The 13,550-nt window shown below is 69.0% G+C and carries 13 protein-coding genes; 5 read left to right on the top strand and 8 right to left on the bottom strand.

The genetic code is table 11. The annotated features are described in order from the left end of the window. Positions 1 to 25 precede the first annotated feature (25 nt). Complete coding sequence (locus OG395_RS42655; protein ID WP_327247697.1) at positions 26 to 889, top strand: amidohydrolase family protein; 864 nt, start codon at positions 26 to 28, stop codon at positions 887 to 889. 66 nt (positions 890 to 955) lie between these two features. Here the strand turns inward: OG395_RS42655 and OG395_RS42660 are convergent, their stop codons facing one another. Next, positions 956 to 1,672 carry a GntR family transcriptional regulator gene (locus OG395_RS42660; protein ID WP_327247698.1) on the bottom strand — a complete coding sequence of 239 codons (717 nt, stop codon included), beginning with the start codon at positions 1,670 to 1,672 and terminating at the stop codon, positions 956 to 958. 570 nt (positions 1,673 to 2,242) lie between these two features. On the opposite strand from OG395_RS42660, the gene OG395_RS42665 reads away from it, so the two are divergent. Together OG395_RS42665 and OG395_RS42670 are read left to right on the top strand one after the other, a co-directional pair. Next, the gene (locus tag OG395_RS42665) at positions 2,243 to 5,098 is read left to right on the top strand and encodes a glycosyl hydrolase family 95 catalytic domain-containing protein (RefSeq protein WP_327247699.1); all 2,856 of its coding nucleotides are present in this window, start codon (positions 2,243 to 2,245) and stop codon (positions 5,096 to 5,098) included. Positions 5,099 to 5,186: 88 nt separating this feature from the next. Further along, complete coding sequence (locus OG395_RS42670) at positions 5,187 to 5,570, top strand: hypothetical protein (protein WP_327247700.1); 384 nt, start codon at positions 5,187 to 5,189, stop codon at positions 5,568 to 5,570. Positions 5,571 to 5,632: 62 nt separating this feature from the next. Here the strand turns inward: OG395_RS42670 and OG395_RS42675 are convergent, their stop codons facing one another. From OG395_RS42675 to OG395_RS42695, 5 genes are all read right to left on the bottom strand, one after another. Then, complete coding sequence (locus OG395_RS42675) at positions 5,633 to 5,791, bottom strand: hypothetical protein (protein WP_327247701.1); 159 nt, start codon at positions 5,789 to 5,791, stop codon at positions 5,633 to 5,635. Positions 5,792 to 5,857: 66 nt separating this feature from the next. Next, positions 5,858 to 6,808, bottom strand: coding sequence for a cytochrome c oxidase assembly protein (locus OG395_RS42680; protein WP_327247702.1), 951 nt, complete (start codon positions 6,806 to 6,808; stop codon positions 5,858 to 5,860). Between the two features lie 111 nt (positions 6,809 to 6,919). Next, entirely contained in the window at positions 6,920 to 7,945 is a 1,026-nt protein-coding gene (locus OG395_RS42685) for a 6-phosphofructokinase (RefSeq protein ID WP_327247703.1), read from the bottom strand. Between the two features lie 158 nt (positions 7,946 to 8,103). Further along, a complete protein-coding gene (locus OG395_RS42690; protein ID WP_266988518.1) occupies positions 8,104 to 8,832 on the bottom strand; it encodes a type 1 glutamine amidotransferase in 729 nt (242 codons plus the stop codon). Positions 8,833 to 8,866: 34 nt separating this feature from the next. After that, entirely contained in the window at positions 8,867 to 10,105 is a 1,239-nt protein-coding gene (locus OG395_RS42695) for a Mur ligase family protein (RefSeq protein ID WP_093893409.1), read from the bottom strand. 114 nt (positions 10,106 to 10,219) lie between these two features. On the opposite strand from OG395_RS42695, the gene def reads away from it, so the two are divergent. After that, positions 10,220 to 10,765 carry a peptide deformylase gene (gene def, locus OG395_RS42700; RefSeq protein WP_327247704.1) on the top strand — a complete coding sequence of 182 codons (546 nt, stop codon included), beginning with the start codon at positions 10,220 to 10,222 and terminating at the stop codon, positions 10,763 to 10,765. A 16-nt stretch (positions 10,766 to 10,781) separates the two neighbouring features. Here the strand turns inward: def and OG395_RS42705 are convergent, their stop codons facing one another. Beyond that, positions 10,782 to 11,432 carry a TetR family transcriptional regulator gene (locus OG395_RS42705; RefSeq protein WP_327247705.1) on the bottom strand — a complete coding sequence of 217 codons (651 nt, stop codon included), beginning with the start codon at positions 11,430 to 11,432 and terminating at the stop codon, positions 10,782 to 10,784. A 183-nt stretch (positions 11,433 to 11,615) separates the two neighbouring features. On the opposite strand from OG395_RS42705, the gene OG395_RS42710 reads away from it, so the two are divergent. Continuing rightward, positions 11,616 to 12,842: an acyl-CoA dehydrogenase family protein gene (locus OG395_RS42710; protein WP_327247706.1), complete on the top strand. Its 1,227-nt coding sequence runs from the start codon at positions 11,616 to 11,618 to the stop codon at positions 12,840 to 12,842. 162 nt (positions 12,843 to 13,004) lie between these two features. Here the strand turns inward: OG395_RS42710 and OG395_RS42715 are convergent, their stop codons facing one another. Beyond that, entirely contained in the window at positions 13,005 to 13,493 is a 489-nt protein-coding gene (locus tag OG395_RS42715; protein WP_327247707.1) for a glutathione peroxidase, read from the bottom strand. Positions 13,494 to 13,550: the final 57 nt, after the last annotated feature.

A 13,550-nucleotide genomic window follows, 5' to 3' on the forward strand; every position in this document is an offset into this window, starting at 1 on the left:
GGCCCCGTCCTCAGTGAGGCCAAACATGCACATCATCGATGCACACCACCACCTCTGGGACCTGGACGTACGCGACCAGGAGTGGATCAACGGACCCGAACTCGCCCCGCTGCGACGTTCGTTCACCCTGGAGGACTTCGAGGCCGAGGCCCGGTCGGCCGGGATCGCCGCAGGTGTCCTGGTGCAGACGGTGGCCGTGACCGAGGAAGCCCCGGAGTTCTTGTCCCTCGCTGCCGGGAGCGATCTCATTGGTGCGGTCGTCGGATGGACGGACCTCACGTCACCCGGCGTCAGCGACGAACTCGCCCGCCTGCGGGGCCTTCCCGGAGGAGAGTTCTTGCGAGGCATCCGCCACCAGGTACAGGGCGAGCCCGACCCGCGATGGCTCACCCGGCCGGATGTGCTGCGTGGGCTGCGCGCGGTGGCAGCCGCAGGTCTCGTCTACGACGTGGTGGTGCTCCCCCACCAGCTGCCCGCCGCGATCCAGGCAGCCGCCGCCGTGCCGGAACTGACCTTCGTCCTGGACCACTTGGGTAAGCCGCCCATCTCGTCGAAAGCGGTCGAGCCCTGGTTCACCGGACTGCGGCGCCTCGCCGCCCTGCCGAACACCGTGTGCAAACTCTCCGGAATGGTCACCGAGGCCGACTGGGCATCGTGGACCGTCGACGACCTGCGCCCTTACGCGGACTCGGCGCTGGAGGCCTTCGGCCCGCACCGGCTGATGTTCGGGTCCGACTGGCCGGTGTGCACCCTGGCCGCGAGCTGCACCGACGTCGTCGCGTGCACGCGGGCTCTCACCACCGCACTCGGCGAAACCGAGCAGTCGGCCCTGTGGTCCGGCACCGCGGCCCGGGTCTACCGAGTGGCGGTCGACGAGCCGGGACCGTGACGCCTGGTTGCCCACCGGCCAGGGCTGTCTCGCCTTGACCGAGCCGACGTCGGAAGTCGCGCGCGGTCAGGGTTCCTCATCCTGGCTGAGCTGGCGCTGGAGGCTGCGGGTGAGGTGCTCCGCCATTGCTGCGGCCGCGCGCTCGGGATTCCGGCGCAGTACCGCGCGGACAACGCGTTCGTGCTCCGCGAGGGTCGGGTCGTCGGCGCCGAGGACGCTGCTGAGCCTGAAGATGTGCAGATGGGAGTGGAGGCGCTCCACCGCGTCCGCGAGCAGTGGCCGATGGGAGGCCTGCGCGATCGCGTCGTGGAAGCGCTGGTCGAGGGAGGCGAAGTCGCGGTAGGCCGCATAGCGCCCGGCCGGCCCCGGATGGGACTGGATCTCCTCCATGATGCGCTCGATGCCGTCGAGCTGGGCCTCGCTGGCGTTGACCGCGGCCAGAGCGGCTGCCCTCGGTTCCAGCAGCAGCCGCATCTCGAAGAGTTCCTCGAGTCCCTGGCGGGTCAGCAGCTCGGTGGCGCGGTACCCGGAGAGCGCCCTCTTCACCACCAGGCCGTCGGACTCCAGTCTGGCCAGCGCCTCCCTGATGGGGGTCGGTGAGACGCTGAGGGCGCGGGACAGGGCCTCGATCCCGACGCGCGCGCCAGGAGCGATCTCATGGTCCATGACCATGGCCTTGATGTTCTCGTAGACGCTGTCGGAGAGAGCCTGACGTGCGGGAGGCAGGTCCCGTCCGTTCCCTTCCCGCGACGCCCCGGCCGCGGACGTGTCGTGCGGCGGCATCCGGCCTCCTGCTGCTGTTCGGGGCTTGTCGGGGCAGCAACAGTTTACCCAGGTGAGGGACGCGGTTCAGGGGCCGAGCCGAGTCTGTCCCACCGGAAGGCTCCGGCCCACCACGGGAGCCGTGTATGTCCGCCGCATTGCTTCGGTCAGGCGGAGGCCCGTTGGATGTCCGGAGAGGTATCTCCACCACTCCCTTGAGAATCAAATAGGAATTTGACAGGGTGATGGTTGACCAGTGACGGCGTCCAGTCAAGACCCGTGGCGCGATTCATCTCCCGCATCAGCCTTGACGTCGGTGGTGGGAGGTTGAGGCAAGGGCCCTGCTTCAAGCGGGAAATCTCCAGGTTGGAAGCTGATTTCCGTAGTGGTTGCGACGTGCGGCCGCGGCTCGGTGCCGCCTGTGGGGGCTTGGAAGTCAGGCACATCGAGCGGAGGGTAAATCATATAGGAAAATCCGTCGAAGTCATTGACAGGACGTGCCAATGCCACTGCACTTCTGTCCAGACGCCGCCCCCGGTCGTCGGACGCCCCAGTACCCGGTACAGCCTGCCCAGAAGGAGCCGCACGTCCATGTCCCGTCATACACCTTCCCAGCCCCCCGCCGAGAACGAGGGCGGTATGTCGCGTCGCGGGGTACTGCGCACGGCGGCATCGTTGGGTGCGCTTTTCGTGCTGTCCTCACTGCCGGAGTTCACCACGAATGCTGCCGCGGTGACGCGGCCGGCAACGCTGTCGCTGGTGCCGAAGAGTGACGCAGCGATGCTCTGGTACACCAAGCCGGGCGCGGAGAACCGGATCATCGAGGAGGGTCTGCCGATCGGGAACGGTCGCCTGGGTGCTCTCGTCACCGGCGACCCGTCCCGTGATGTGATGGTCCTGGCGGATGCGACGCTGTGGACCGGCCATGCCAACGCAGCGCTCCAGTCGGACGGGCAGTTCCCGTACGGCACTGGGGACTTCGGTACGTTCGGGATGCTGGCCAAGGCCTTCCTCGAGATTCCGGCACACACGATCGGCGCCGTCAGCGGCTACCGCCGCACGCTGGACATGAGCAACGGCCTGGTGACCGCGTCCTACCGGCTCGGTGATGTGACGTACCGGCGTGAGGTGTTCTCCAGCCATCCGGACGACGTGATCGTCGTGCGGCTGTCGCAGAGCGGCGGCGGCTCCTACACCGGGTCCATGACGCTGTCGGGGACCCGCGGCGAGACCGTGACGGTGAATGCGGGTGCCGCGGAGGCGTCGTTCGCGGCGGCGCTGCCGAACGACCTGAAGTACGCGACGGTCGTGAAGGCTGCCGGCCAGGATGGCACCGTCTCGGCGACCGGTACGGACGTAACGTTCAGCAACTGCACCGAGGTGCTGCTGATCATCTCGGGTGGCACCAACTACAAGGCCGACGCGTCCCAGTCGTACAAGGACACCTCGCTCGTACCCCTGGACACGGCAGGGGCCAAGGCCTCGGGGGCGGCGGCGGTCGCCGGTACGTCGTTGCTGGCCACTCATGTATCCGATTTTCAGCGCCTCCAACAGCGCATGACGGTAAACCTGGGCACGTCGTCCGCAGCGCAGCGAGCGATGGACACGCCCGCTCGGCTTGCCGCCCGTGCGGCGGCCGGTTCCGCACCGGACCCGGAGCTGGAGGCGACCTACCTGCAGTTCAACCGCTATTTGACGATCTGCGGCTCCCGCAGCAGTCTCCCCACCAACCTCCAGGGCTTGTGGATCGACAGGAACACTCCGTCCTGGATGAGCGACTACCACAGCGACATCAACGTCCAGATGAACTACTGGCTGCCGGACCGGGCGGGCCTGCCCGAGTGCTTCGACGCGTTCACCGACTACTGCGTTGCTCAGCTGCCCGGCTGGCAGGCCACTACCAGGAACCTCTTCCAGGACTCCCGCAACCGGTTCCGCAATACCTCCGGCAAGGTGGCCGGCTGGACCCTGGCGATTTCCACGAACATCTGGGGCGGCAACGGCTGGTGGTGGCACCCGGCCGGCAACGCGTGGATGTGCAACTCCCTCTACGAGCACTACGAGTACACCCAGGACATGGCCCACCTGGCCAAGATCTACCCCCTGCTCAAGGGCGCCTGTGAGTTCTGGGAGTCGCGATTGATCACGATGACCGTGCCCGACCTCGCGACCGGCGGCACGCGACAGGTCCTCGTCGACGACCGCGATTGGTCTCCCGAGCACGGACCCCAGAATGCCCGGGGCATCACCTACGCCCAGGAACTGGTCTGGCAGCTGTTCCAGAACTACCGGTCCACCGCGGCTGCGCTGGGCAAGGACTCCGCCTATGCCTCCACCGTCTCCGCGCTTCAGGACCGGCTGTACATGCCCGAGGTCAGCGCCACCAGCGGCTGGCTCGAGGAGTGGATGAGCGACGACAACCTCGGCGAGACCACCCATCGCCACCTGTCACCGCTCATCGGTCTCTTCCCCGGTGACCGCATCGCCGTCGAGCACTCACCGACGGCCCTCGTCTCGGGCGCCACCAAGCTGCTCGAGGCACGCGGCATGGCCAGCTTCGGCTGGGGCAGTGCCTGGCGAGCCATGTGCTGGGCGAAGCTGAAGCATCCGGACAAGGCATACCAGCTCGTCCTCGACGTGCTGAAACCGTCGGTGAACTTCAGCCACGGCAGCGCGATCAACATGTTCAACATGTACAGCTTCGGCAGCAGTTCGGTCTTCCAGATCGATGGCAACTACGGCACACCAGTGGCGATGATCCAGATGCTGGTGCAGTCCCGTCCCGGACGGGTGGAGCTGCTGCCGGCCCTGCCGCGGGCCTGGGCCGCCGCCGGGTCCGTCACAGGAATCGGGGTGCGCGGCGGCTTCACGCTCGACATGGAGTGGAAGAACGGCCAGGTCACCCGCGCCACGCTGCGGGGGGCCGGGGGCAGGTCCACCGCGGTCGTCTTCGGCGACTGGAGCAGCCAGGTCACGATCCCCTCCGCTGGATCCGTGGCGGTCGCGCCGCCTGCCCAACACTCCGTCTTCCAGCTGATCAACCGCAAGACGGGCAAGGCAGTCGACGTCCCGGATGCCTCCACGGCCAACGGCACCGGCCTGATCCAGTACACCCGGAACTCGGCCGTGAACCAGCAGTTCCGGTTCATCCCCGTCGGCGGGGGACTGTACGAGATCTACACTACCCACGGCAGCACACCCCTGGCCTGGTCCGTCCGGGGCGACACCACGGCCGCCGGCGCAAAGATCGTCCAATGGACGCCCGAACACAGCACCAGTCAGCAGTGGAAGGTCACCGAAGCCGGCGACGACTACGTCACCGTCACCTGTTCCCGCAGCGGCCTGGTTCTCGGCGTCACCGGGGATTCCACCGCCGACGGCGCGACGGTCGAGCAGCAGGCGGCCAACGGGGGAAAGGGCCAGCAGTGGCGCCGTATCGGCAGGTGACCCGCAGGGAACGGGGCTGGTCACCACCGTTCGGACGTGCTCGGGCGGGGAGAACGGAGCATCCTGACGGGAGAGCCGACTCCAGCGGGTGACCACGCGTCCCCGTCCCACCACGGAGGAGCGACGTGAAACCATCCGCCCGCATTCCGGAGGACGCCTTCGGCGCCCGGCACGGATCGTGGCGCTGGGCGCCGACGGACGGACCGTCGCCTCCGCCGAGACCGGCGCGGACTGGCGCACCTGGCCGCCCGAGGGGCGGGCCGAGCCCACCGACGACCATGCGGAACCGGTGCCGTCGACCGTGCGCGCCACGCTGGAACTGCCTCGCGGCGCCCGGGGCACATACCGGATCGGACTCGCCCTGCCCGACCCCCGCTTCGAGGGGGCGGCCTGCGCGGTGCGCTGCGCGAACGCCACGACGCGCTGGGTGAACGGGGTGAACGTGCCGGCCGAAGTCCCGATCGGTCGCTGAACTCCTCGGCCGACGGCGGCCCCGGGCCCGGGGCCGCCGTCGTACCGGACAAAGGGCCCCGCTCAGGTGTCGCGCGTGGCGACCATTCCCAGAGTGATCAGTCCGAGCACCACCCAGCCGAACCAGAGCCAGCCGTTGCTCCCCAGCGCCACCGTGTAGGCGGTGACCGCCACCAGAGCCCCGACGGTGAGCACCCCCATCGTCTTCGTCGATCCGGACATGCGCGCACCCTCCTCGTCGGCCGCGCGGCCGTGGACCCCATCGTCACCCGGAAGGTGTCTCCACCGCTACTGTCCGCGCGCCTGCAACGAGGCGAGATAGGCGTTGTACGCCTTCAGCTCCTGGTCCCCGTCGCGGTCGGCGGCGCGGTCCGCACGCTTCGCGGTCCGCTGCTCGGAGCGGTACCACTGGAAGACCAGCGCGATCAGCACCAGCACCGACGGGATCTCGCTGAACGCCCAGGCGATGCCGCCCGCCCAGTTCTGGTCGCTCAGCGCGTCGATGCCCAGCGAGGCCGGCGGATGCTTGTACGTCTCCACCATCGGAGAGGTCGCCATCATCAGCGCGATACCGAAGAACGCGTGGAACGGCATCCCCGCGAACAGCTCCAGCATCCGCATCACATAGCCGGGCCGGTGCGGTCCCGGGTCGACGCCCATGATCGGCCAGAAGAAGACCAGTCCGACGGCGAGGAAGTGCACCATCATCGCGAGGTGACCGGTCCTCGAGCCCATGAGGAAGTCGAAGAGTGGGGTGAAGTACAGCGCGTAGAGGCTGGCGATGAAGAGCGGGATGGTGAAGACCGGATGCGTGATGATCTTCATGTACCGGCTGTGCAGCAGCAGGAGCAGCAGCTCGCGCGGCCCTGTGCGGTCACGGCCCGCGACCGGCAGTGCGCGCAGCGCCAGGGTCACGGGGGCACCCAGCAGCAGCAGGATCGGCGACAGCATGCTGATCACCATGTGCTGCACCATGTGCACGCTGAACATGACCATGCCGTAGTCGTTGAGCTTCGTACACATCACCAGCGCGATGCTCAGCACGCCGACCGTGAAGAAGACGACCCGGTTGACCGGCCAGCCGTCCCCGCGGCTGCGCAGGCGCAGCACCGCGTAGCCGTACAGGCCGAGCGCGAGGACGCAGCCGATCAGGAATACGGGGTCCGCGGAGAACTGGAGCCCACGTCCCAGCGTGAACGGCGGCAGATCCATGTTCATGCCGTGTCCGCTGTGATCCATCTGTTCACTCCCGATGGGGACGTCCCCGTTTCGCGCCGGTTGTCCCGACCAGAGTAGAACTGCCCCCGTCCGCGGCTGCGGCCGGGGGCAGTTCTCAGGTGCTGGTGTTGCTCAGAGCACGCACTCGGCCTCGGCGTACCGCTCGGCCGGGACCGTCTTCAGGGTCTCCACGGCCTGGGCCAGCGGCACCATGGTGATCTCCGTGCCGCGCAGCGCCGTCATCATGCCGAACTCGCTACGGTGCGCCGCCTCGACCGCGTGCCAGCCGAAGCGGGTCGCCAGGACCCGGTCGTACGCGGTCGGGGTGCCGCCGCGCTGGACATGGCCGAGTATCACCGGGCGGGCCTCCTTGCCCAGGCGCTGCTCCAGCTCGATGGAGAGCTGCGTGGCGATCCCGGTGAACCGCTCGTGGCCGTAGATGTCCTTGGTGCCCTGCTCGAACTCCATGGAGCCCGCGCGCGGCTTGGCGCCCTCGGCGACGACGACGATCGCGAACTTCTTGCCCGCCGAGAAGCGCTTGCCGACCAGCTCGGTCAGCTCGTCCATGTCGAAGGGGCGCTCCGGCACGACGATGGCGTGCGCACCGGCCGCCATGCCCGAGTGGAGTGCGATCCAGCCGGTGTGGCGGCCCATGACCTCGACGATCAGGACCCGCTGGTGCGACTCGGCGGTGGTCTTCAGCCGGTCGAGGGCCTCGGTCGCCACGCCGACCGCGGTGTCGAAGCCGAAGGTCACATCGGTCGACGCGATGTCGTTGTCGATGGTCTTCGGCACGCCGACGATCGGCAGCCCCGCCTCGGAGAGCAGATGAGCCGCCTTCAGCGTGCCCTCGCCGCCGATCGGGATGATCGCGTCGAGACCGAGATCGGCGACATGGCCCTTGGCCTGCTCGACGCCGCCCCGCAGATGTGCGGGCTGGACCCGGGACGAGCCGAGGATCGTACCGCCGCGGGCGAGAATGCCGCCGACCGCGTCGAGGTCGAGCTTCCGGTAGTCGCACTCAAGGAGGCCCTTCCACCCGTCGTGGAAGCCGATGACCTCGTCGCCGTGGTCGACCACCGCGCGGTGCACGACGGAACGGATGACGGCATTGAGGCCGGGGCAGTCGCCGCCGGAGGTGAGCACACCAATACGCATTGCCCGGGAAACCTTTGCAACGTGGGCCGACGACCGGACCACGTCGTCCGGTTGGATCCCTGCCACCCTACCGGCGCAGGGTGGCGGGACCGAACCAGGCGTCCGCCTGCTGGACTCCGCTCAGTTGAGCGAAATATGCGTCATGCGGGCCATGCGGGTCACGCGGGCTGGGTGGCCGACGCGATGCGCTCGGCGCGCAGCGCCTCGTACCAGCGGTCGTCCGTCGGCGGCAGTGCGTTGACGTCGAGGGCCAGTTTCAGGAGCAGGTCCGCGATCATTGGGTTACGGGCCATCACGGGCCCGTGCATGTACGTACCGAAGACCGTGTCGTTGTACGCACCCTCGGTGCCGTCACCCGTGCCGTTGCCCCGGCCGAGCTTCACCCGGGCGAACGGCCGCGCCGTCGGGCCGAGATGAGTGACGCCCTGGTGGTTCTCGAAACCGGTCAGCGGCGGCAGGCCCAGCTGCGGATCGATGTCGGCCAGTACGTCACCGACGCACCGGGCGCCCTCGCCACGCGTGGAGACCACGTCGAGCAGACCGAGACCGGGCTCGCGCTCACCGAGGTCGTTGATGAACTCGTGGCCGAGGATCTGGTATCCGGCGCAGACCGAGAAGATGATCGCGCCGTTGGACGCGGCCCGGCTGAGGCCGCCGTCACGGCGCAGCCGCTCCGCGGCGAGGCGCTGCGGCCGGTCCTCACCGCCGCCGATCAGATAGATGTCGCCGGACGTCGGGATCGGCTGGTCGCTGCGGACGTCGACGCGCTGCACGTCGAGACCGCGCTGCCGGGCCCGGCGCTCCACCACCAGGGCGTTGCCCTGGTCGCCGTAGGTGCTCAGCAGGTCGGGGTAGACCCAGACCAGACGCAGACCGTTGTTGCTCATGCTTCGTCCTCTCCGGAGGTGGCCGGGGCCGGGGTCAGTTGCCGACACGACGGCGCAGATCCTGGAAGGCGGTGTAGTTGGCGATGACCTCGATACGGCCGGGCGGGGCCTGCTGCACGGCCTCGTCGAGGTTCTCGCAGACCCGGAAGTCGAGACCGGCCACTTCGAGGCGGACCGCGAGGTCCAGCTTGCGGTCGCCGAGCACGAAGATCGGGTGGCCCGCGAGCTGGGTGTAGTCGACGTCCCACAGCCAGGAGGTGTCCGTGCCGTCCGCGCCCCGGGCGTTGACGGAGAGGATCACCGGCGTGGGCGGCGGGTCGATCAGGGAAAACGTTTCGAGCCAGCCCGCCGGGTTCTTCGCCAGCAGGAGCCGCAGCTCACGGCCGAGGAAGGAGACCACGTCGTAGCGGCCGGCGACGGCCTGCACCTGATACATGCGCTCCAGGGCGACCTGCGGCGGCACACCGAAGACGGCCGCGACGGCGGCCGAGCTGGTGGCGTTCGCCTTGTTCGCGCGGCCGGGGAGCTGCAGGTGGATCGGCCACGCCGAGCCGTGCGGGTCCAGGACGTAGTCGCCGTGCAGGACCCAGCTCGGGGCGGGACGGCGGAAACCGCACTCGCCGCAGAACCAGTCGTCGCCGGGGCGCTGCATCACACCGCCGCAGGACGGGCAGGACCAGGCGTCGTCCTTCCACGCCTGCCCGGCCGCGACCCACACCACGTTGGGGGAGGAGGACGCCGCCCAGACAATCAGCGGGTCGTCGGCGTTGGCGACGATCACGGCCTTCGAGCCGGACAGCCCCTCACGCCACTTCTCGGCCAGCATCCGGGTTTCCGCGGCGCGGTCCAGCTGGTCGCGCGAGAGGTTGAGCAGCGCGATCACCTTGGGTGTGGTGTCCCGCGCGACGCCGGCGAGGTACTTCTCGTCGACCTCGATCACGCCGTACTTCGCGTCCGAGCCACCGGCCAGGGCCGAGGTGATACCCGCGGGCATGTTGGCGCCGAGCGCGTTCGACACGACCGGGCCGGCGGCCCGCAGTGCCTCGGCGATCAGCCGGGTCGTCGTGGTCTTGCCGTTCGTCGCCGACACGAGGATCACGTCCAGGTGCTGCGCCAGCCGCCCCAGCAGGTCGGGGTCGAGCTTGAGCGCCACCCGGCCGCCGATCACCGATCCGCTGCCGCGCCCCGCAGCGCGCGACACCGCCGCTGCGGCCTTGCCCGCCGTCACCGCCAGCTTGGCCCGCGGCGACAACGGCTCCGTGTTGCCTGCCATCGTCCTAGATCCTCCTTGCATCGGTCCGCGCCCAGCCTATCGATGTCCGGCGCGGCGACCGCACCACGGCACCACCAGGAAGGTGGACGTCGCGTGGAACGTACGATGGCGGCCATGCGAAACCGCCCGATCCCCGGCAGTTCCGGACTCGTCCGCGCCATGACTCTGCTCGGTGACCCGGTGCTCCACGGCGCCTGCGAGGAAGTCACCGACTTCGGTCCGTCGCTCGCCCGGCTCGTCGAGGACATGTTCGCCACGATGTACGCGGCGCAGGGGGTCGGTCTCGCGGCCAATCAGATCGGCATACCGCTGCGGGTGTTCGTCTACGACTGTCCCGACGACGACGACGTCCGTCACCTCGGCCATCTCGTCAATCCGAAGCTGGTCGAGGCGGACGGCATCACGATACGCGGACCGGAGGGCTGCCTCTCGCTTCCCGGCCTGGAAGCCGGTACCCCACGCTTCGATCATGCGGTGGTGGAGGGCGTGACCGTCGACGGGGAGCCGGTGCGGGTCGACGGCACGGGCTGGTTCGCGCGCTGTCTCCAGCACGAGTGCGACCACCTCGAAGGCACCGTCTACACGGATCGGCTGACCGGGCTGCGCCGGGCGAGGGCACTGCGCGCGGCCCGCCGGGCGCCCTGGGGACGTACCGACTGACCACGCTCTTTTGCCGTCAGAAGCCGGGCCCGCCCGGCAGGTCGCCCGCGGCGGCCAGCCTGCCCCACAACAGATCAGCCAGGCTGCGCACCAACTGGGCGCGTGAGCAGGGGCGTTCGCCCAGCCACCAGTCGCCCGCCGCATGCATCATGCCGACGATGCCATGGCCCCAGATGCGGGCCATCTCCTCGCTGTCCGGGCCCAGGTCCACCCGCTCGGCGATGACCAGGGCGAGCTCTTCACCGAGCCGGCGCAACAGCGGGGCGGAGTGGCGCCCGACGTCGAAGCCCTGCTCGGGGGAGGGGGCGGCGTCGTCGGACGGGTGCATCAGGAAGCGGTAGACCTGCGGGCGGGCCTCGATTGCCGCGAGATAGGTGTCGAGCGTCGCCTCCACCCTCTCGCGGCGCTCGGCGGGGGCGTCGAGTGCGGCCCGCAGCGCGCTCAGCAGCGCATCGGTGTGACGCTTGGCGAGCGCGCGGTAGAGGCCGCCCTTGTCGCCGAAGTGCCGGTACAGGATGGGCTTGGTGATCCCGGCCTCCGCCGCGATGGCGTTCATCGAGGCCTTGGGCCCGTCCCTGAGCACCACGCGGTCGGCGGCCTCCAGCAGCTCCCGGCGGCGCTGCTCGGCCGCGGTCCGCTGTCTGTCGGCCTGTCGTGTGGTCTCCATGTCGCCTCTCCCCACCCTGGCCGTGCAATTGGCCATGCAAGTCCGTTACGCCTGCGCAACGTAACACCCTGACCATCGGTGGTGCCGATCGGAGTCTGACCGGTTGACAGAGGCTACTTGTCGGTAACAGACTGCGGTTACCGCAAGTAACGGTGATTTTTACGGTAATGCATGGAGGGGAACATGGCCGAGTTCACGCTCGATCTCAACGACGACCAGAAGCAGGTCCGTGACTGGCTTCACGGCTTCGCCGCGGATGTGATCCGTCCGGCCGCTTCGGAGTGGGACGAGCGTGAGGAAACGCCCTGGCCCGTCATTCAGGAGGCGGCCAAGGTCGGCATCTACTCCCTCGACTTCTACGCCCAGCAGTTCTTCGACCCGACGGGGCTCGGCATCCCGATGGCGATGGAGGAACTGTTCTGGGGCGACGCGGGCATCGCCCTGTCGATCGTGGGTACGGGCCTGGCGGCCGTCGGCGTCCTCGCCAACGGCACCGAGGAGCAGATCGGCACCTGGATCCCGCAGATGTACGGCGATGCGAACGATGTGAAGGTCGCCGCCTTCTGCTCCTCGGAGCCGGACGCCGGCTCCGACGTCGCCTCGATGCGGACCCGTGCGGTGTACGACCAGGCCAAGGACGAGTGGGTGCTGAACGGCACCAAGACCTGGGCGACCAACGGCGGCATCGCCAATGTCCACGTCGTCGTCGCCGTGGTCGACTCGGAGCTCGGCTCCAAGGGGCACGCCTCCTTCATCGTGCCGCCGGGCACCCCGGGGCTCTCGCAGGGCCAGAAGTTCAAGAAGCACGGCATCCGGGCCTCTCACACGGCGGAGGTCGTTCTGGAGGACGTCCGTGTCCCGGGCCACTGCCTGCTCGGCGGCAAGGAGAAGCTGGACCAGCGTCTGGCGCGGGCCCGCGAGCGCGCCCAGTCCGGTGGCGAGCGCGTGAAGAACGCGGCGATGGCCACGTTCGAGGCGTCCCGCCCGGCGGTCGGCGCGATGGCTGTCGGCACCGCGCGCGCCGCGTACGAGGTCGCGCTGGACTACGCGATGACCCGGACCCAGTTCGGCCGTCCGATCATCGACAACCAGGGCGTCGCATTCCAGCTCGCGGACATGCGGACGCAGATCGACGCGGCCAGGCTGCTCGTCTGGCGGGCGTCCTGGATGGCGACCACAGGGAAGCCGTTCGAGTCGGCCGAGGGCTCCATGTCCAAGCTGTACGCGAGCGAAACAGCGAAGAAGGTCACCGCGCAGGCGATCCAGATTCTCGGCGGCAACGGCTTCACCCGTGAATACCCGGTGGAGCGGATGCACCGGGACGCGGCCATCTACACGATCTTCGAGGGTACGAGCGAGATCCAGCGGCTGGTGATTGCGCGCACGCTGTCGGGCATGCCGATTCGCTAGTGCTGTGCCGCATGGGTTGGGTGTGCGGGGGCGCCGGAGCGGTTGCGGTGCCTCCGGCGCCGCTTTGTCCTCAATCGCCGGACGGGCTTGATCGTGTGCCCGGCGGGGGTGAGGTCGTGCCGGGCGGGCCGGCCATCAGGCCGCCCGGCACAACGCCGCCCGTCAGGCGGGCAGCAGGGCCTCGAGTGCCGCCACGAGCTCCGGCGCCTCCGGTTCCGTGCGGGGGCGGATGCGGGCCACCGGCTCGCCGGACGGGGAGATCAGGAACTTCTCGAAGTTCCACTGCACGTCACCCGCCTCGCCGTCCGCGTCCGCGAGCTGCGTCAGCTCCGCATACAGCGGGTGCCGTCCGTCACCGTTGACGTCGACCTTCTCCAGGAGGGGGAAGCTCACTCCGTACGTCGTCGAGCAGAACGTCTGGATCTCCTCCGCGCTGCCCGGCTCCTGGCCCGCGAACTGGTTGCACGGAACACCGAGCACGGTGAAGCCCCGGTCCCCGTACTCCTTCTGCAGCCGCTCCAGGCCCGCGTACTGCGGCGTGAGCCCGCACTTGGAGGCGACGTTCACCAGCAGGACCGCCTGGCCGCGGTAGGCGCCGAGGGTGGTCGGCTCGCCGGTGAGCGTGTGGAGCGGAATGTCGTACAGCGTCATGAGGGTCTCCTTGTAAGTCGCTTCCGACGCCATTCTTACGCCCACAGGTTCGTCGGC

The organism is Streptomyces sp. NBC_01320 (assembly GCF_035974375.1).
GTDB classification, from domain to species: Bacteria; Actinomycetota; Actinomycetes; order Streptomycetales; family Streptomycetaceae; genus Streptomyces; species Streptomyces yanii.